This window comes from Paenibacillus sp. 32O-W (genome assembly GCF_007679495.1).
Taxonomy (GTDB): domain Bacteria; phylum Bacillota; class Bacilli; order Paenibacillales; family NBRC-103111; genus Paenibacillus_L; species Paenibacillus_L residui.
This window is the reverse complement of sequence record NZ_VEGP01000050.1, coordinates 23224-42374: the sequence shown is the minus strand read 5'-3', so window position 1 is coordinate 42374 and position 19151 is coordinate 23224. Positions and strand designations below refer to the sequence as shown.

Below are 19151 nucleotides of genomic sequence, written 5' to 3'. Positions count from 1 at the left end.
CAACTCCAACAATGGTTTGCTGGTTTACCCAGCTACATCAAGGCCTATCTGCCGAATTTAAGCTGCGAAAGTTGAGTTATAAAGCATTACAAAAAAAGGAGACTTTTAATCATACTATGTCTAACACTTGCCCCCATATTGCTATTCAAAGCATATATATATTTATTTGTTCATGATGTACGCGCTTTATACTACAATCAAAAAAATAGTTTTTGTGAAATAGGTGTAAATAAAAAGGACGGCCATACTGGATATTGTCAATTTCAAATTACAAATCGCTCAAACAAAGAGATTCGTTTCAAAATCACTATAAGCGACAAGAATTTTATTGATAAAGATTTGAGAGAAATAGTGAGAGAAAGAGAAGAAGAAATCCATACCGCTGGTGCCAATACCACAAAAGTTTTTGAATTAGTATTTCGGAAAGAAGCTGGCTCCGCATCGGATGTATTATCTAAGAAATATTCGGGGATTAACATTGATGTCACAAACGCCCCTTAGAGAGAGATAGATTCAGGTACTTTAACATTTTGACATGGAAGCTAAATGAACTCAACAAGAAAAAGCGTGCTGGTTAAAATTACGGTTTGCTTGTCGATTATCCTGCTGGCTGTGGCCGCTTTTGTGTCGTTCTATAACTTCCCCAAGACGATAGAACTTGAATATCCTGCAGTTTATGTGTTTTACCGGAAATCTCCTCCATAAACAATCTTTTCATTTCCGCACCGGCAACACTTACGAAGAAGCCAGAATTGTGGAATCGAAAACCAACAAATTTACACAACACTTATTCCAAGGATTTTCCTTATTCCATACCACTACATTTCTCCCCAACGTAGTGTTTTGGAATTTTTTTATTCTTTCGCACGCTCCCCGGTCGGCTCGTTAACTCTCCAATATATGCGAATGTATTCCTTTTGTGGACATCCGACATCCTATATAGGTGTTGCTTTCAAAACGAGCAAAAGTGCACGTCTTTTTGCGAATATTCGGTAAATCTCGCAGAAGACGTGCGAATCCGCAGGTCTATCCCCACCCCATTCGGAAAAAACTGTACTTTCGCTGGTCATTCGCCGACTTTGGCTAAAATCCTTCTGAAGACCTGCATTTCTGTCGGTCCTTACGTGGTAACGAGCAACGGTTCACCGGCCTTTTAACCGCCGATCTTACGGCAAATTCGTCCACAGCCTAACAAGCTATACTTTTGCAACGGAGGTCTCCTGCGGCGGAAGCTCCGGGGTCATCTCCAGCTTTTTCTGAAAGTATGGAATGGAAAACAAGGTGCCTATAGCAACGGAGATCAATAGGACAAAGACTACTCCCGAGAAATCTTTAACGAACAAGATAAGTACCAGCATTACACAGCGCGTTAAGCAGATCAAGCATTCCCGCCATACCAGCAGTGAGGACTGCCTCTCGGGAGGATGGTGGCTGATGGCTCTGAACTGCTGGGCATTCCAGGTCGTACCGAAGTAGAACAAGCCAACGGTCGTCATGACATTAGACAATATGAGCACCACGGGCACCGGGTACAGCATCAGCAGAAAACCGCCGGCCAGCAGCAGAATGGCCGCATGGAGCCAGTTCCGTTCTCCAAGCTTGAGCTTGCGATACAGAAACAGGGCAAATAATGAGGAAGAGGTGTACAGCGTATTCAACAGAGCTATGATCGTCTTGTCTTCCGTTATGCTGAATGTAAAGAGGAGAGCAAACAAGCCTTGAAACTGCAGGAACAGTCCAGCGGCCAGACAGGACGGAATAAGCCATTTCAGCCTGGGCTCCATGAAGACCTGCCGGTATTTCATCGTTTCCCCCCAGTTCTGCTGGCGGAGGTCCTTGGACTTTAATGATATTCGGGGAAGCGTTAGCGCGGTTATAAGCATGCCGGTCACAAACAGCAGCATCAAGGTGAAGGAGCCGGAATAGCCGAACCAGCCGATCACTTGAGCCGCAACGATAGGAACCGACATATTGGTAATCTGGGAAATAGTGTTCGAGGCGGCAAAAAAATTGCCGAATTCCTGCCCTTTGCCGGAAGTGGAGATACTTAAATTTTGGGCACAGGAAAAGAAGCCCCACATTATGCCTACCGGCATTCCGATGATGGATATCCACAGCATCCGATTATCGAGATGCAGAAAGGAAAGCAGGAGGAAGGCGGTCCCACCGGATAAAGCGGACAGCCCGAATAACAGCCGGATCGACCAGCGCTTCAAGAGCCATGCTCCAAGCGAAAAGGATAGCGCCCAAGTAAGAAACAGGAATAAATTAAACCAGGCTACATCAGCGATTCGATGCCCCTGCTCCCAAATATAAAGGTTCACAAAAATCCCGATGTAGATAAAAATAATGAATGACATGGCATTCATTAAGAGCAGCCTGCGGAACTCTTTGGGCAATCCCACGGACGATCCTCTACTTTCATTGATGTCATTAACCGCGTTACCCTTAACTTAGCACGTCCGTTATCTTTTTCCGAGGCTCAAATATCGTCTAAAATCGCCGCTTGGAGGCAAATTGGAAGGATTCAGCCAATAAATGCCGCGTCCTCGAATCGTGTAGTTTTATTTAGCGTCTTTTAAGCTGTTTTGGAGTTGCGATGAATACAGCCCTTATTTAAGACCGGTTTCCTCAAACTTGAAAAAATAGCTGCACTATTACTTTTAATCGGCACATTTTTCCATAAACGTGCAAAATTAAGTGTACTTATGCTCTTATTATCGGCAGGAAGCTTAGCCGTTTCTTTTGGAAAACCGAACGGCATTCCTTGTTTTCTCAAGAGCGAGAATATTCTCGTCGTAATTCTGGCTGGCAATGCCGACATATAAAATGTCAATGACATTAAGCTGCGCAATTCGGGAAGCCATCGCTCCGCTGCGGATGCTTTTTTCCAAGGAGCTGGTAAAAAGCCTTATTCCCGCCAATTCCATGACCGGGTTATTGCCGAATTTGGTCAAGGAGATGATCGAGGCCCCGCTCTCCCGGGCTACCGTCAACGCCTGGATGATATCCTCAGTCTGACCGGAATAGGATATCCCGAAGGCGACATCGGTTTCCATCAGATTAGCGGCAAGAGTTGCCATCGAATTGAAATCGTAGGCCGCCTCGCACCAGCGGTTAATTCGGGTCAGCTTCTGCTTGAAATCCTCGGCGATAACTGCGGACGCACCGACTCCGAATACCGTGATCTTACGGGCCGAGCTCATCGTTTGGATCGCGTTCTCCACATCGGCTACCCTCAGCACCGACATCGTATCCTGAATCGACTGAATATTGTTATGGGATATCGATTCGATGAGGGAGCTGGTCGAACCGTCCATCTGTATTTCTTGATAGGAATTGATTTCCCGTGTGTTCTGTGCCAAATCGGCAGCTATCTTGATCTTGAGCTCCTGAAACCCTTTGAGCTGCAGGGACCGGGATAACCGGACAATCGTAGCCACGCTCACGCCGGCCAGTTCGGCCAGCTTCTGTACGGACAAATTGACCACCTTGTCCGGGTGCTCCAGGATGTACTTGGCCGCCTTCTGCTCCATCGGCTTCAACGAGCTTAACGCTTCCCGCAAACTTACTAATCCGCCACTTATCATATTCAATCACTCTTTCCCCACAGTCTACTCCTATATCCTCTCAAAAACCGTTACTCAAATTATAATGAATATAATTTCCCTAATCAAATATTACCTTGAAATTTTATTCCTTAACAAAAAAAGCCCCCGCCGAAAAGACAGGGGCCTTGGGATTAATGCTGTTTCAATGTTTTGACAAGCCGTTTGGCTTCTCCCTGCGGAGTTTCAATCGCTTCGTAGATTCGAATGGTTAATGGGTATTCGTACTGATCCGTTCGCAAATCTTTAAACTCTACCGTTTGCACCCCACTGATCAACCGGTTCATTCCCGTGAACGAGAAATGCTCTTGAGCAATAGTCCGTCCGAGTGTATCGATCAGTTCGACCTTCATGGTGGAGAAGCTCTGATCGAGAACCACTCTGTCCTTCCGTTGAATGTCCAGATCCAATTGAAGTTTATACGAGTAAGTGACATAGCCCGGCATCGGGTTCGTGCTGGTCAGGAGCGTCCAATCCTTCAGTTCGACATCGAACGGATAGAAGGACAAGCGCGAGCTCGTTTCGTCCTGCTTCATGATCTCCGTCTGATAGGCGCTGATCGTCGTACGATAAGGCTTTGCAGTCTGGCTGTCCACCAGGAATAACCCCAGCTTCTCCTCGTTCTCCGATTCCGGGATGGCAAATGAATAGCTGACGGTATAGCTTAAATTGGGCATCAGCTTCTCCGTGGAAGAGATTTGGCGGACCCCGCTGTACGTATATCCTCCGCTATTCTTCAAATCGACATCGAATACGGGCACGGGCACGGGCTGCTCGCCCTTGTTGCGAAGCTTGAATTTGGCAATCGCCGTCTTATAGCCTTCCCCTTGGTTCTCATGCATGTAAAGCTCGACCAGCGATACGTCCACATCCGGATGAATTAACGAATTCACGTCGTCCACCTTCATCGGGGTGTCCATCACATACCGGTTTAACCCGTGCAAGGAAAAGCCCGTCTTTCCCGGCAGAACCACGTTCAATCGTCCTATCTCGTACGGAATGGGAGTCAGCTTGCCGGTCGGATCGGCGACCATGAAATTTTCCTGAGTGAGCAGGTTGAAGCTTTCCAGGTCCACATTATTTTTGACCGGGATGGCGTAATGGATATACTCCCGTTCCCCCGGCTCCAGCGTAATGGGCTCCGTCTCTGCCCGTTGTCCCTTGAACACGGACTTCCCCGACTTGCCTTCCAGCATAAAGTCGGGAACGGTCTCCATCGTCGTGCCCGGATTCTCGACAAGCAGCGTTATCAGCTTAACCGGACCGGTTGGCGTATTCTCTTCCTCCACTTTGGAAGGGGTATACCGCAGCGGGGAAGTCAGCGATGGAATCGTGAACGATTCTCCCCATTTCAGTACCGCGCCCTGCCGGTTAATTTCATCCCCGCTGCCCGTCCATTCCAACTGCTGAACCGGTACGGTCAGCATTTCGGTCTCCACCTTGGGGTATACATACATATCAATATCGACCCAACTGATTTCCGAAACGTTGAACCCGGTACGGTCGACCGAGGTCATATAACTGAGCTCAATCTTCTCCTTGGGCTGCACCGTCCTTGCATTCGTTGCGCTTGGCTGCAGCGTATATTGCAAGCCGTCCGACGTGCGCACCCTGACTTCATAATCCGGCACCCGCGCGTTGCGGCCGCTGTTATTCTCCATCTTGACCACAATTCCTATGCGCGAACCGGTATCGTTACGTTCGTTAAGGACGCTCTTCACTTCGACGGACAGAGCTTCCGTCAATGAATAGACCGCGCTCGTCTGCTCGGCTGCAACCGGAAGGTCACCCGCCGCATAAGCACTGTATCCGGAAGACAGCAGGGAGGCGGTCAGAACGACCGCCGACAATGTTTTTTTCCAACGTACTACCATAGTTTCTCCTCCCCAGGACGTTCTTCTTGCTATTTCAACGTTTTTAGTCGGCTACTTTAACGGTTTCCTGATCCACCAGTTGATGCTGTCCCGATATGACCAGCCGCTCCCCTTCTTCAACGCCCGACAGAATTTCTTGATTCAATCCGTCCAGCCGGCCCAATTCCACTTTCCGTCTCTCCACATGGTCCTGCTTGAGGATAAAGACGTAGCTGTCGGAGCCTTCCCGAACAATGCTGGAGGTCGGCACGGCTAAGACAAGCTGCTCCTCCTCGGTAAGCATCAGTTGAACACGAGTTCCCGGCTTCAATTTATGCTCCTCGTTGGGCACCTCCACATTCAACTCGTAGGTTTTCGTATCTACATTCATGACATCCGCCAGGTAGGTTATGGTTCCCTGCATCTTCTCTCCGCTGTCCGGCACATAGAAGGATACCTGTTCTTGGCCACGCAGGTAGGAAGCCGCCTCCTCCGTAAGTCTGGCCGTTATTTTGGCGGGATTCAATTGCTCGATTCTTCCAACCTGTACCCCTGGAGACAGGGTGGTCTTCTCGACAACGGACAATTCGGTCAGAATGCCGCTCACCGGCGCTTTAACTTCATAATACTGCAGGCTCCGGTCAATCTCCTGCAAGTTTAGCTGCGAGGACTCCAATTGAACCTCCAGGGCAGCCATCGAATTGGACGATTCCATCGTGGCAAGCTTCTTGCGCATAATATCCAGGTCCATTCGCTGGTTGTTCAGTTGGGTTTCCATCTGCTCCAGCTCCATCTTGGTGGCCTGCCCGAGATCATAATCGTTGCGCAGCTTGTTGTAGTTTTTCTCCATTTCGGCAATGGCCTGCTCCTGCTTCTGAATCGAATTCTTCATCTCGGTCAAGCCGTTGACGTAGTCTCGCTGCGCACGCTCCAGCTCAGCCTGGGCGCTCTTCACGCTGAGCAGCCCTTTCTGCCGCTGTACCTGGACATCATGCTTATCGATCTTAAGGATGACATCCCCTTCGTTGACATAGTCCCCGCGTTTCTTTACCAACTGAACCACATCGCCGTTTGCTTTGGCAAAGACGTCCATCCTAAGAGACGGAACGACTTCAGCGACTTGCTCCAGCGGCTCTCCGATTTTCTGTTTTTCTATATTTATCGTCTTAACCGTCTTCACCTGCTGTTCTTGCTCCACAGACGGGTTTGCAGAGGTCACCGGATCGGCACTGCAGCCGGAGATTAGGGCCGCGCTGATAACAACCGCTCCAAGCACTGCGGAAACCTTAGTCCGTTTGTTCATTCGTTCCATGTGCTTCATTATGCCTGATTCTCCTTTACTCTTACGATTATTGGGCTGCGGAAGTTGCCGTTGCTTGGGACGCTTTCGGCGATCTGCGGAAGATCCGTGCCAGCCTTCTATTCACAGAATGAATTAAGTCATAGACGATCGGTACAATAACCAGCGTCAATATAGTGGAGGTAATTAATCCTCCAATGACGACGACGGCCAACCCTTTGGAAATCAAGGCTCCTTTGGAGAAGCCCATCGCCAGTGGCATGAGAGCAAATATGGTGGCTCCTGCGGTCATCAGAATGGGGCGCAAGCGCTCCATAGCTCCTTCGATAAGCGCGTCGCGAACCGGAAGGTTCTCTTCCCGCAGCTGCTGCACGCGGTCTATCATGACGATCGCGTTCGTTACCACAATCCCGATTAACATCATGAATCCGATCAAGGAAGTGACGTTCAGTGATTCCGAGGTAATCAACAAGCCCAGCAATCCGCCGATTACAGCCAATGGCAGAGAGAACAGAATGGCGAATGGCGCACTGGCATTTCCGAAGGTGAGAACCATGATCAAATAAACAATGAAGATGGCAGCTCCCATCGCGACGAACAAGTCACCAAATCCTTCGCTGATGTTATCCGATACACCGGACACTTCCCGGGTGACACCGGACGGAAGCTCCAATTGATCCAGGGCGGCAGCCACTCTGGCGCTTACTCCGCCTTTGTCCTTGCTGTCGATAGCAGCCGTTACCCGAAGCGTCTGACTCTGATTATCTCTGGCGATGGACACCGGAGCGTCAATCTGCCGGAGCTTGGCGATTTCGTTCAGCTGCACCTTGGCACCGGTAGGTGAAGTCAATTGGATTTTTCCTAATGCCTCCAATGAATCTTTGTATTTATCGTCTAGTTCAACTACAGTTTTGTACAGGACATTGTCAAATTTCAGATCTCCCAGCTTTTCCTTGCCGATCCAACCGGCCACCGTCTGCATGACTTCCGCTGAAGTCAGACCGTATACTCTCGCCTTGTTCTGGTCCACCATCACTTCAACTTCGGTCTTCAATTCACTCAGACTGTCCTTGATCGACGTCATCTCCGGGAATTCCTTCAGCTTCTCCTTAACAAGAGCAGCCGCCTGCTGCAGGACCAATGTATCCTCGCCTTTAAGCAGATAGGAGAAGTCCACTCCCCCGCCGCCGTCTCCGCCGAACGAAATCAATGAGCCGGAAACCTGAGAGCCTTTGGGAAGCTCGTACAAGACTTGCTCTTTCAATTCATTCAATGCCTTCTTGGCATTCGTAGCTTCAGAGGCCGCGGTAAACAGGGTGGCCTTATAAGGAACCACATCTTCACTGAAATCATAGCCTACCAGCGATTCGATATAAGTGAATTTAGGCTGTCCGTTAACGTCCTTCTGTTCCCGAATCATATCTTCGATTTCCTTCATCTTCGCATCCATCATTTCCATGGACGTTTCCCTCGGCATGTTAACCGACAGATACATGTGCTTGTCTGATTCACTCTCCGGCATGAAGGAGATGGCCAGGTTGGGAACGATCAGAACAATGGACAGGATGAACATCAGCCCGGACAACAGCAAAGTTTTGATCCGATGCTTTAAGCTCCACTCCAAAGCGCTCTTGTAACGCAGAGTAACTTTGCCTACGGTATGTTCCTTCGCTATACTCTTGCTTCTCATGACCATCAATTTGGCCAGCATCGGAATGACCGTAAGTGCGACCAACAGAGAAGACATCAGCGCTACACCTAACGTAATGGCAAAAGGTCGGAATATCTCCCCGATCATGCCGCCTATGAAACCAAGCGGCCCAAACACTCCCACGGTGGTTATCGTAGAAGAAGTGATGGCGGCAGCCACCTGCTTGGTAGCCATCAATATAACCGATTCGTTGCGCTCATGCGCCTTCTGCAACTGGCTGTAAATATTCTCGATAACAACAATGGAGTCGTCCACGACCCGCCCGACCGCTATGGCCATTCCGCCTAACGTCATAATGTTAAGAGAGATGCCAAGCGGCGCCATGACCATTAGAGTGATCAATATCGATAGCGGAATGGAGACCAGCACGATCAAGGTCATTCGTACATTCCTCAGGAACAGCAGGATCATGATGGAAGCCAGCAGCGCACCGAGCGCTCCTTCTTGAACCATGCCATGGATCGAATTCTCTATATCGGTTGCGGAATTGTAAATCGTCTGGAAGGCGATGTTCGGATGAGTCTGCTTCCAGACTTCGATCATCCGGTCTACTTCGTTGCCGAATTGGACGGCGTTGGCGCTCTTGGTCTTGTATAAATGAACCCCAATAGCCGGCTTATCATCCAGCCGCCCGATAAATTTCGATTCGCTGATCGCCTCTATAGAAGCTATGTCCCTAAGGGTTAAGGTTTCTCCTGTCGGCGCGGTGAGCTTCATATTCTCCAAGCTGTAGATGGAATTAAACTCTCCCGTGATCCGAACCATCTGGTTATTTCCACGAAATTCAACGGTTCCCGCCGGACTGGACATAATGGAAGACTGGATATAACCGGCTACCTGTGCCGGTGTGAACCCGTAACGGCTAATCGCCGTCGCGTCCAGCTTAATGGTCAGCGCCGTCTCCTGATTCCCTATCGAATCGACGTGGTCCAGCCCGCTAACGGAGTTGAAGCCAGGCAAAATAACGTCCCGATAGATCTTGTCAAGCTCTGCCTGATTCATGCCCTCCTCACCATAGATGGCCATGTAATAGACCGGCGACGAAGCAAATCCGAATGTCTGTACTTTGGGCTTCTCCGCTCCCAGCGGCAGCCGAACGTTAGCGACCAGGCTTTCAATCTCTCTCTTCGCCTTGTCGAGATCGGCACCCTGCTTCAGCTCGACCATAATATTGGAGTAATTATCGCTCGAGGTTGAAGTCAGGTTTTTCAAGCCTTCCATGCCGGATATCGTCTTTTCCAACGGTTTAGTTACATGCTCAAGCACATCACTGGGCGGTGCCATATATTGCGTGTTGACCATAACCATGGGTAAGGAGATATCGGGCATACTTTCCACTTTCAATATAGATGAGGCATACATTCCCCCGCCAACGAGCATTATCATCATGATGATTAATGCCGCTACGTTTTTCATGGAAAATTTCGTAATACTCTCCATATTGGCTTGCTCCCCCCACTCCTGTTATTGGAACGGCCTTGGTCGGCCGAACCTTTCTAATTTTATTCACAAATAAGTATATCGATTGTCCCTATGGGTGACAGGTGGAAAAAGTCATAAAATGGCTATGATGCCGGTCATATTTTCCATATGACCCTTGTAATAAACCGATATGACCTATGATGCATTAATAAACTTTGCGTAAAAGAAAAGCAGCCCAAGGGGCTCCCCTGGACTGCTCATGCGAAGGATATAGATTATGAAATATCCGGGTTATTTCCCGGTCAGCAGCTTCTGCAGCTTAGCCGGGCAATCGGTAATAATCCCCGTTACTCCGGCCTCAATCATCTTCCTCATATCATCCTCATTATTTACAGTATATACATAGACCTCATAGCCGCCTTCCCGCAAATCGCGGATATCCTCGGCCTGGATATAACGGAAGTGAGGATGAACCGAGTATAAAGGCGCCGGGCTTAAATCGGCATAGCCTCTGTGGCTGTACAGCTCATCGTAAAGAATCCCGATCTTCAAGTCCGGCTCCAGAGCCTTAAGACGGGCAAGACATTGATGGCGGAAGGAGGAAACCACGACGGAATCCAACCGGTCCGAGCTCCGAATCAGATCGACCAGTTTACCTTCGACAGCTCCATCATAAGTATTCTTCAGCTCGATGTTAATCATAATATGCTTCGGAACCAGTTCAAAAACCTCTGACAATAGAGGGATTCGCTCCCCGCGGAACGATTCGTCAAAACGGATTCCGGCGTCCAGCTTTTTCAGCTCTGCCACCGTCATGGAGCGGATGGCCCCTGTTCCATCCGTCGTCCGGTTGACCGTCGAATCGTGACAAACGACAATCTCCCCGTCCGCAGTCAGATGAATGTCCAGCTCCAATCCGTCTGCCCCTTGCTCCAGAGCCTTCTGGAAGGCGATCAGCGTATTCTCGGGTGCTTCTGAAGCTGCTCCCCGGTGACCGATATTCATTGTCCTGTTTGTGTTCATAACAATCTCCTTTGAATGGTTGGTGAGTACTTGCCAAGCCGCACAGCCGCATGACAAAAAAGACGCGATAAAACCACAAGCCCTTCGCTCTCGCAAAGCCTTGAATGCTTGCAGGTTTTCTCAGCGTCTCCACCTGAATTATTTGACTATCCCTATTATGTCAAGCTCATTCTGATCCGTCAATAGATTTCCTGGGCAAGCCGGCCCCGAATAAGACGCTTCGTACGGGTCTGCCTCGTCCAGACACTTATATTCTTCTATTTCTTGCGCCGTTTCGGGTTGATTTCTCCCTTTATCTTATTCGTTCTTGCATCCACAATCTGTATACTAAGCCCGGTGAAAGCACGGTTCAGCTCGAAGAGTTCGGCTATGGCTTCTTCTTTCGTCATTGGTCCCCAGAGTCTTCTTCCCTTATAACAAATATAATAATGCAGCATCGATTGCTCCATTTCGACGGCCCGCATCATTGGGTCAGAACGTTAATGGACAGTACATATTCTCGATGAAGAAACTTTGCTTAAGGAGGGCTCCCGTTCCAGGGAACCGCCCTCAAAATCTATGGTCCATTATATCATATCCGCTGTTGATTCCTGCCGAACGATTGGAAGGGGCAGAGCATCTAGCAACGCTGTCACGTCGAGCCAACGGGCGTGTGAATTTGTCAAGCAATCGAGTAAAAAAGATGCAATGTGCAGGTTCATACCTTTATACCGCTACTCTCACGATATGTGGGCAAACGGCAATAGACCGAATGAAAAAATGCCGAAATCGCAGTCCGGCTCGATCCCCGCGGAGAAGAAAAAAAAGAACACCCCGGTTTCCGGGGCATCCTGGACGAGTATCGATTTATTTCAAAATACGCCTCATGTATGCATAACGAGTAAGGATAAAATAGAGGTACTGCATAAAGAAGAACAGGCCGATGACGACTAATCCATACTTCCAGACACTGACGGCAAGCAGATTCCCAAGCGCTTTGAACGCGAAGCAGGCATGGACCGTACCGACCATAAAAGGAATGAAGAAAACAAGCCCGATCTGGGTAGTAACCACTCTCTTCAATTCCGCCGGCGTCATGCCGATCTTTCGCAGGGACCTGTAGACGGCCTGATCCTCCTGCAGCTCTGTGAACCATTTAAAATATATCATGCTGCCCGCCGCTATAAAAAACAGCACGCTTATGAAAATTCCAATAAACAGCGTTAACGAATTCGCCTGGGTCATGTCCAAGTAATCCTGAACCCGCGAGGTAAAATACGGCATTTGCTCCTGATCTATTTCTCTGATCACCCGGTTCACCGTATCATTCGTCCGCTCCCAGTTCTTCAGTTCAAAGCCGTAATATCTTATTTTGAGAGTATCCGGGGTGGAGCCCATCAACTGTCTATAATGCTCATCATTAATAATGAGGAAGGATCTTTCCCGATAGCCCGTATTCCCTAATCCTTTATTGATCTGCCCATCCATTTCAAAGGTCACCTTATGCTCGCCTATCGATGTTTCCAGCAGGTCCCCCTTGGCGAAAAAATCATGTCCCAATATATTTCGGTACGGAAATACGAACAGCGCATGCCCCTCCTTCACCTTCACCGGCTTCCAGGACTTCCGCTCAGCGAGCTCATTATATTTGCTTGCCGGTATAATGAGCGCCGAAGTTTCCGTCGTGTTTATATATTTAATTTGAAAGGGGACAATAACCCCCGTCATTTCGAATTCATATTCGATCTGCACCTTTTCCTGCCGCATAATGTCTCTAATTCTCTGCGGGTCCATAACCGGGTGGCCTTCCATCCCTTGCTCTTCGTATCCTATCGTTTGTGGATACCGCTCCAGCAATTGGCTTCGGGAATCATGGTAGAACACATAGATGGTACCGGATGCGGTCAGAACGACCGCACTGAGAATGGAAACCGCAAATAGCAGCCGGGCATTATCTTTCATCTTGAAGACGAGTTGGGAAATCGTGATCAAGTGAGTTTGCTTGTAATAGACGGATTTCATTCTTTGCAGCTTGCGGAATATGGCCGTACTTCCTTGTGTATACAGAAAATACGTTCCTGTTATGACAAGGAACAGCACGACAAAGAAGGTTTTGACAATGTTTGACATGTTGGAAATACACGCCAGATAGTACCCTGTCCCAAGACATATCAGCGACAGGAGGACGAGAAACCATGAGAAGGCCGGCACATTCTTCGGTTTTTTGGCCGCTTGGAGCAGATCGATAATCTTGCTGCGCCTAAGCCGGAACAGGTTGAACAAGGTAATGACCTGGAACAGCAGGAAGAACCCTCCTGCCGTGATCCCTACCGCCTTGGGAACAAACCGGAACGGAATCGGATCATTGGTTTTTAACAATTCGGCCAAGGTCATAAAGAACAGCTTCGCAAACAAAGAACCGAACGCCATCCCAACGGCAATGGAAACAAGCGCGATAATCGAGCTCTCATACCAGACCATTCTCTTCAATTGCCAGTGGTTCATCCCGAGCAGCGTGAACAAGCCGAATTCCTTCTTGCGCGATTTAATAAATGCAGAATTGGAATACAGCACGAAAAAAAACGAGAAGATGAAAATGATATACTCACATGCGATAAGCCCGTTGCGGACCTTGTCAGCGGCCCGGATCGTCCCGTTCACGACACCCGGATGGAAAATAAACTCGGCATAGATGAAGAAGATCATGACGGAAAATACGCTGCTCAGAAAAAAAGCTATATACTGATGCCAATTCCCGGCAACATTCTTAATGGCGAGCTGCCGGTATTTCATCGAAGGTGCCTCCCAATACGCTCAACGAGTCCAAGATTTGCTGAAAAAAAGCCTGTCGGTTGGAGCCTCTGCGGATTTCCGAGAAAGGCTTGCCGTCCTTGATAAAGATGATTCGCCCGCAGAAGCTTGCGACGAACGGATCGTGCGTCACCATCATGATTGTCGCGTTCTGCCGTTCATTCACTTCTTTAAGGGAAAGCATGACATCGTTGGCCGATTTGGAATCCAGATTGCCCGTCAACTCATCGGCAAACAGAATGGAAGGCCGGTGAATCATGGCTCTGGCAATGGCCGTCCGCTGCTGCTGCCCTCCGGATACTTCGAAGGTCCGCTTGTTCAAGATGGATTGGATGCCGAGAATATCCGCGATCTCCTGTAGTCGTTCTTCCATCACCTTAACGGGCGTGTTGTCCAGGACGAGAGGGAGAATAATGTTCTCCTTGATAGATAGTGTATCCAGCAAATTAAAGTCCTGGAAGACAAATCCGAGCTGCCTTCTCCGAAACAGGGCCAGTTTATTCTTCCTGAGCCGGGAAGGGTCCGTCCCGTTAATTTCTACATGACCGGATGTAGGAGTATCGATCGTGGCCAATATATTAAGCAGTGTGGTTTTGCCGCTGCCCGACGGTCCCATGACCCCCACGAATTCGCCCTCCGCAATTTCCAAATGGAAGTTGTCGAGCGCTTTGTAAGTCATGCTGCTTTTGGGGGAGCCGTATATTTTCGTCAGCGCATTGGCTTTTAACACGGTCATTCCGCTTCCTCCGTTCTTTTTCTCCGATGCCGACAGAGGGCCTTCCGTTAAAATTTGTAGGTAACCTCCGTTCGCGGGAATATCTTGCCGTCATTCTTCATCCTATGAGAAGTCATACATGGACGACGGTTTCGGGAAGAGGATGGTTACCGTCGTTCCCTGGCCTTCCTGAGAGGTAACCGACAGACGGTGTCCGAGCTTTCCGCATACTTGCTGGGCCAGGAACAACCCCATCCCCGTAGACTCTGCCGTTGTTCTTCCGTTGGACCCGGTGAAGAAAGGGTCGAATACGCGCGGAAGATCCTGCTCGGGGATGCCGATCCCTTCGTCCTGGATGGCAAGGCTCCACCCCTTCTCCTTCTCTTCGATCGTAATCTTCAATTGCATGGCCTTTATCTCCCCGCTGTCCTTATCGTGCGAAGAAGTTGTCTTGCGTTTAGCCACAGAATATTTAATCGCGTTGGTCAGAATCTGGCGAAGGATGAACTCCATCCACTTGCGGTCCGTCTCTACATAAACCTCCTGCTTCTCCGCAGTTAACTTAGGGTAGAGGGAACGAGCGATCCATACCGATTTATATTCGTTAATAACCCCTCTTACCAAAGAAACGAGCTCTATCCGATCCGCCTTCAAATCCAGTTCGAATTTCTCCAGCCTGGCCGTGTGGAGCATCATGCTTAACCCATGGCTCAGCCGATCCGTTTCCTCCCTGATGCTTTGAAAGAGCGGCTTCCATTGGCCGGAAGGGTCATCTTTAGACGCTTGCTGGACCAACAGATCGATGACCGAGACCGGGGTTTTCATTTGATGAACCCATTGATTGGTGAAGTTCAGGTGCTGTTCCTGCTTAGCACGGTACTCATGAAGCTCTTTGGCATAGAGCCTGTAACAGGTATGCAGCAATTCCTGCACACGCAACTGCTCCTGTGTCACCGCAGACTCGAGGCTCAGGATCTGGTCCGGTTTAATCCCGTCTTCCGATATAAGAGCCAATTGGCGATAGAAGGTTCGCTGACGCACATAATCGATGAACAGAAAGCAGGTCAATCCGGCCAGTGATAAAATAAAAATGTAGAATAGATTGCCCCAGGGGAGCAGAACTCCTTCATGCGAATAGCTTAAATAAACAACCAGCACGATGAGAACCACGTTGATTAAATAAACAAACATGTACATCAAGCGGTCTTTGAGAAAGGATTTAAGCATCTGCCGACTCCCTCTTCCATACCGGCTCCAACCGGTATCCTTGTCCCCGCACCGTCTCAATGGCACCCTTAATGCCCAGCTCCTCCAGCTTCTTGCGCACCCGGGTCACGTTTACCGTCAAAGTATTGTCATCGACGAAATCGGCATCATCCCATAATTCCTCCAGCAGCTCTTCGCGGGTAATAATTTGGCCGACCTGCTGAATAAGGCAATTTAAGAGCCTGAATTCATTATGGCTTAAGATGATTTTGTCGCCGTTCCACAGAACTTGGTTCTTGGACCGGTCCAGACCCAATCCGTAAACTTCATACAAATCGCCGGAGCCCGCAGACACTGAGGCATATTCGCCATACGCCCTGCGGAGCGCTCCTTTAATTTTGGCCACTACGACATCCAGGTTGAACGGCTTGGTTAAATAATCATCTCCCCCGTTCTCTATGGCCATAACTTGATCCATCTCCCCTACGCGGGCCGAGATGAAAATAATCGGGACATTGGATATCGTACGAATCTGCCTGCACCAATAAAATCCGTCGTATTGAGGCAGGTTGATATCCAACAGAACCAAATGAGGACGGTTCTCGACAAACTCATTCCTAATATCGTCGAAACGTGCGGCACGAACCACCTCATAATTATATTTGCGAATATAACCGCTCAATATTTCAGCGATTTTGTCATCATCTTCCACAATCATAATCCGATACACATTTATCCCCTCCGTGTAGGTCACACCCATTGCTTTGGACCGCTGCAAAACGCGACTTCTTCGTAACGCGAGCCCATGGATGGAATTTCCTTGGCCTGCGCATGCTAATGACAACAGATCCGTCCACCCGGATCTCATTATTCCCGATGCCTAGGAAAGGAGAACCTACGTTGACTCAACAAAAACAGCATCAGCAATCGCTGGAAAACGCCATTCAAAACGCTCATCATGCCCTTAATAGCTCTCAGGACGCAGAGCAGGCGGTAGAACAGGCTATGACCAGCTCTGATCCTGAGCAAATGCAGCGGGCCCGCCAGATCGTCGGCCAGGCTAACCGCGCAGTATACGATGCCGAGGAAAGACTGCGGGCCGAAGCGAACGAATCCCAGGAGCAGCAGACCGTTCAAGTTCTGGAGCAGCTTGAACAGGCGAAGCAGGATCTGTCCGAGGCCTCTGAGCGGACAGAGCAGCCGAAGCAAATGCGTTAGAGCTTCTCTAATGGCTCATTGGCGCAGACGCTGGAGCGTTACCCGCCCAGGACATCGCTCGGACGCAGCAGTTGCATTCCGCTTAATCTCGCAGTCTCTATCATCTGCGACGCATGGAGCCGGCCGTGAAACCAGCACTTGCCCCATATTCCCGCCGCTTCTTCAATGGCGGGAACTTGGAGGCTTGTCTTTCATACAACCATCTATCCTATATATCCGTTGTAGATTTACCGGCCGGCTCGGCCTGCATACAGAAAGCAATCCGCTGTATGGTCATTGACCATGCCGGCGGCCTGCATATAGGCATAGCAAATAGTGCTCCCCACGAATTTGAAGCCCCGGCTTTTCAAGTCTTTGCTCATTCTGTCGGACTCTGCCGTAGAGGCAGGGACCTCCTGTATGGCGTTCCAATGGTTAATGATTGGTTCTCCGCCGACAAAGCCCCAAATATACCGGTCGAAGCTGCCGAATTCCACCTGTACCTTAAGAAATGCCCGGGCGTTGGCAATGGTCGCCTCCAGCTTCAATCGGTTGCGAACGATGCCCGGGTTATTCAGTAGCCTTTCTATATCTGCCTGCCCGTATTCGGCTATCCGCTCCGGGTTGAACCCGTCCAGAGCCTGGCGAAAGTTTTCCCTCTTCTTCAATATTGTCAGCCAGCTAAGGCCGGCCTGCATTCCTTCCAGAAGCAGCATTTCAAACAGCTTGCGGTCATCATGAACGGGAACTCCCCACTCGTTGTCATGGTATTGGATATACAGCGGGTCGTCCGTAGTCCAAGCACATCTTTTCATCATGAGCGCCTCCGTGCTTTTATCAATTATTATACCTTTCGAAATTACCTGTTCCAAACATTGATTTTTAGAACATGGCATGGCAAACTGAAACAAAAGAGGAGAAAGGTGGGAAAAGTTTGAAGAAACTGTTTGCCGGTATAGTCATAGGCTGTTCCCTGACGTTGTCGACGACTGTTTTTGCCCAGATGGTTAAAGAGTACAAACTGGTTGAAGCCACTTATCCCGTCCTTATGAACGGAGCCAATTACAGCAATGAGGAATGGCCGATTCTGAATTACGATGGGACGACTTACATTCCTTTGAAGGAGTTGGCGGAAGGCCTTCAAGCAAAGGTTCGTTGGAATGAAGAGCTGAAGCGGGTCGAAGTTCGGGGAGAGCAATCGAATCAAGCGTTTGTTATTCATGAAATAGATGGCGATAACGGCAGCTATACCATTACAGGAGAAGCCAGGGTGTTTGAAGGAGTTTTCCAGTATGCCATCAGTGACGGTCATGATTACCTGTTGACGGATCACCTTCAACTCGAGGCCGGAGCCCCCGAGTGGGCCCCATTTACGATAAAGGTTTCGCTGCCCCAGAGCAAGCTTCCGGGGAATGGCACCCTGATGCTGGAAATCTACGAAGAGAGCGCCAAGGACGACTCCCGGATGAACGAACTGTTCGTTCCGCTGCAGAGCTTCCGGTGATCGAGTCAACTTTCGCAAGGAACGCTACGAACTACTAATGTGCCTTTTTAGAATAGAAATAACCTATTAAAAAATGGTTCCGACCATCATACGGATGATCGGAACCATTTTGGCCACCGGATTCCGGTTACTTTCTATAACGAATCGTAATCCATTAGCTGCGAACCGATTTTAATGCGGCAGGCCAGCTAATCACCTGATTCAGCATTTCGTTCACATGTGGAATGTGTAATTCTGCAGGCTTAAAAATCGTATATTGCTCGAAATCGGTAAATAAATTTAATGCGGAGTGTGTGCGAACATCTGCCACTTGTAATTCTGCCAGAATTCCGCGCCCTCTTTCTTATCTTTTTCCCCAAAAAAACTGCCGACAAAAGTCATTTCGTCGGCAGTACAAGCTGTCCTCATTATATATCCAGATCTTGTCTCACGTTGATCGCCGGGCTGCCCATCTCGCTCATCGCTAAACTACATAGCCCTTCTGATCTTGGAGATATTGTATAACGAAACTATAATCGCGACAATACGAAACAGATAACCGACAATGGGAATAAAGCTGAGAACCGCCATCAAAATATTCAGCCCTGTCGAGAACATCGTATCGTTCTTCAGGAACAAAGAAAAGATGAAGCTGATAATGACAAGCGGAAATACCCAACCGGACGACCATAAATACAAAAACGGAATAAGGGCGAACACAAATCCGATAATGATAGCTATCTCGATTATTATTTGAATCGCACCCAGCAAACGCGCAGTATCCCGGTTCATAGTTCTTTTCCTCCTCACAACTTATTCGACTATATTATATTTTACGTGACT

18 protein-coding genes are annotated in these 19151 nt (G+C 48.9%); 4 read left to right on the top strand and 14 right to left on the bottom strand.

Annotated elements, in window-relative coordinates:
* Positions 1-138: 138 nt before the first annotated feature.
* Positions 139-501 carry a hypothetical protein gene (locus FS806_RS18010; RefSeq protein ID WP_144939404.1) on the top strand — a complete coding sequence of 121 codons (363 nt, stop codon included), beginning with the start codon at positions 139-141 and terminating at the stop codon, positions 499-501.
* 45 nt (positions 502-546) lie between these two features.
* Complete coding sequence (locus tag FS806_RS25835; RefSeq protein ID WP_186328418.1) at positions 547-705, top strand: hypothetical protein; 159 nt, start codon at positions 547-549, stop codon at positions 703-705.
* Positions 706-1196: 491 nt separating this feature from the next.
* Here the strand turns inward: FS806_RS25835 and FS806_RS18005 are convergent, their stop codons facing one another.
* The 11 genes from FS806_RS18005 to FS806_RS17960 all read right to left on the bottom strand — a co-directional run bounded on the left by FS806_RS18005 (position 1197) and on the right by FS806_RS17960 (position 16358).
* Entirely contained in the window at positions 1197-2405 is a 1209-nt protein-coding gene (locus tag FS806_RS18005) for an MFS transporter (RefSeq protein WP_144939402.1), read from the bottom strand.
* Positions 2406-2732: 327 nt separating this feature from the next.
* On the bottom strand, positions 2733-3590 hold the full coding sequence (locus FS806_RS18000; protein ID WP_144939410.1) for a MurR/RpiR family transcriptional regulator: 858 nt from the start codon (positions 3588-3590) through the stop codon (positions 2733-2735).
* 152 nt (positions 3591-3742) lie between these two features.
* Positions 3743-5482: a hypothetical protein gene (locus FS806_RS17995; protein ID WP_144939401.1), complete on the bottom strand. Its 1740-nt coding sequence runs from the start codon at positions 5480-5482 to the stop codon at positions 3743-3745.
* A gap of 43 nt (positions 5483-5525) precedes the next feature.
* Entirely contained in the window at positions 5526-6782 is a 1257-nt protein-coding gene (locus tag FS806_RS17990) for an efflux RND transporter periplasmic adaptor subunit (protein ID WP_144939399.1), read from the bottom strand.
* A 28-nt stretch (positions 6783-6810) separates the two neighbouring features.
* On the bottom strand, positions 6811-9912 hold the full coding sequence (locus FS806_RS17985; RefSeq protein ID WP_144939397.1) for an efflux RND transporter permease subunit: 3102 nt from the start codon (positions 9910-9912) through the stop codon (positions 6811-6813).
* Between the two features lie 273 nt (positions 9913-10185).
* Complete coding sequence (locus FS806_RS17980) at positions 10186-10917, bottom strand: glycerophosphodiester phosphodiesterase (RefSeq protein ID WP_144939395.1); 732 nt, start codon at positions 10915-10917, stop codon at positions 10186-10188.
* A gap of 257 nt (positions 10918-11174) precedes the next feature.
* A complete protein-coding gene (locus FS806_RS26285) occupies positions 11175-11384 on the bottom strand; it encodes a hypothetical protein (RefSeq protein WP_222126708.1) in 210 nt (69 codons plus the stop codon).
* Between the two features lie 379 nt (positions 11385-11763).
* Complete coding sequence (locus tag FS806_RS17975; protein ID WP_144939393.1) at positions 11764-13689, bottom strand: FtsX-like permease family protein; 1926 nt, start codon at positions 13687-13689, stop codon at positions 11764-11766.
* Positions 13664-14443 carry an ABC transporter ATP-binding protein gene (locus FS806_RS17970; RefSeq protein ID WP_144939391.1) on the bottom strand — a complete coding sequence of 260 codons (780 nt, stop codon included), beginning with the start codon at positions 14441-14443 and terminating at the stop codon, positions 13664-13666. The genes FS806_RS17975 and FS806_RS17970 overlap by 26 nt, the downstream gene beginning before the upstream one ends.
* A gap of 102 nt (positions 14444-14545) precedes the next feature.
* Positions 14546-15649 carry a sensor histidine kinase gene (locus FS806_RS17965; protein WP_144939389.1) on the bottom strand — a complete coding sequence of 368 codons (1104 nt, stop codon included), beginning with the start codon at positions 15647-15649 and terminating at the stop codon, positions 14546-14548.
* Positions 15642-16358, bottom strand: coding sequence for a response regulator transcription factor (locus FS806_RS17960; protein WP_144939387.1), 717 nt, complete (start codon positions 16356-16358; stop codon positions 15642-15644). The genes FS806_RS17965 and FS806_RS17960 overlap by 8 nt, the downstream gene beginning before the upstream one ends.
* A 170-nt stretch (positions 16359-16528) precedes the next feature.
* Between FS806_RS17960 and FS806_RS17955 the strand changes: the two genes are divergently transcribed.
* On the top strand, positions 16529-16846 hold the full coding sequence (locus tag FS806_RS17955; RefSeq protein ID WP_144939385.1) for a hypothetical protein: 318 nt from the start codon (positions 16529-16531) through the stop codon (positions 16844-16846).
* A 227-nt stretch (positions 16847-17073) separates the two neighbouring features.
* Here the strand turns inward: FS806_RS17955 and FS806_RS17950 are convergent, their stop codons facing one another.
* Positions 17074-17643 (bottom strand): DNA-3-methyladenine glycosylase I, encoded by a 570-nt coding sequence (locus tag FS806_RS17950; RefSeq protein WP_144939383.1) that lies wholly within the window; start codon positions 17641-17643, stop codon positions 17074-17076.
* Positions 17644-17759: 116 nt separating this feature from the next.
* Between FS806_RS17950 and FS806_RS17945 the strand changes: the two genes are divergently transcribed.
* Entirely contained in the window at positions 17760-18329 is a 570-nt protein-coding gene (locus FS806_RS17945; RefSeq protein WP_186328417.1) for a Gmad2 immunoglobulin-like domain-containing protein, read from the top strand.
* A 154-nt stretch (positions 18330-18483) separates the two neighbouring features.
* On the opposite strand, the gene FS806_RS26280 is transcribed toward FS806_RS17945, so the two are convergent.
* Together FS806_RS26280 and FS806_RS17935 are read right to left on the bottom strand one after the other, a co-directional pair.
* Positions 18484-18639: a hypothetical protein gene (locus FS806_RS26280; protein WP_397347762.1), complete on the bottom strand. Its 156-nt coding sequence runs from the start codon at positions 18637-18639 to the stop codon at positions 18484-18486.
* Positions 18640-18797: 158 nt separating this feature from the next.
* Positions 18798-19100 carry a hypothetical protein gene (locus FS806_RS17935; protein ID WP_144939380.1) on the bottom strand — a complete coding sequence of 101 codons (303 nt, stop codon included), beginning with the start codon at positions 19098-19100 and terminating at the stop codon, positions 18798-18800.
* Positions 19101-19151: the final 51 nt, after the last annotated feature.

Excerpts from the sequence above, each read along its gene's own strand:
- FS806_RS25835 (WP_186328418.1), top strand. The coding sequence starts at position 547 with ATGAACTCAACAAGAAAAAGCGTGCTGGTTAAAATTACGGTTTGCTTG.
- FS806_RS18000 (WP_144939410.1), bottom strand. The coding sequence starts at position 3,590 with ATGATAAGTGGCGGATTAGTAAGTTTGCGGGAAGCGTTAAGCTCGTTG.
- FS806_RS17995 (WP_144939401.1), bottom strand. The coding sequence starts at position 5,482 with ATGGTAGTACGTTGGAAAAAAACATTGTCGGCGGTCGTTCTGACCGCC.
- FS806_RS17990 (WP_144939399.1), bottom strand. The coding sequence starts at position 6,782 with ATGAAGCACATGGAACGAATGAACAAACGGACTAAGGTTTCCGCAGTG.
- FS806_RS17985 (WP_144939397.1), bottom strand. The coding sequence starts at position 9,912 with ATGGAGAGTATTACGAAATTTTCCATGAAAAACGTAGCGGCATTAATC.
- FS806_RS17980 (WP_144939395.1), bottom strand. The coding sequence starts at position 10,917 with ATGAACACAAACAGGACAATGAATATCGGTCACCGGGGAGCAGCTTCA.
- FS806_RS26285 (WP_222126708.1), bottom strand. The coding sequence starts at position 11,384 with ATGATGCGGGCCGTCGAAATGGAGCAATCGATGCTGCATTATTATATT.
- FS806_RS17975 (WP_144939393.1), bottom strand. The coding sequence starts at position 13,689 with ATGAAATACCGGCAGCTCGCCATTAAGAATGTTGCCGGGAATTGGCAT.
- FS806_RS17970 (WP_144939391.1), bottom strand. The coding sequence starts at position 14,443 with ATGACCGTGTTAAAAGCCAATGCGCTGACGAAAATATACGGCTCCCCC.
- FS806_RS17965 (WP_144939389.1), bottom strand. The coding sequence starts at position 15,649 with ATGCTTAAATCCTTTCTCAAAGACCGCTTGATGTACATGTTTGTTTAT.
- FS806_RS17950 (WP_144939383.1), bottom strand. The coding sequence starts at position 17,643 with ATGATGAAAAGATGTGCTTGGACTACGGACGACCCGCTGTATATCCAA.
- FS806_RS17935 (WP_144939380.1), bottom strand. The coding sequence starts at position 19,100 with ATGAACCGGGATACTGCGCGTTTGCTGGGTGCGATTCAAATAATAATC.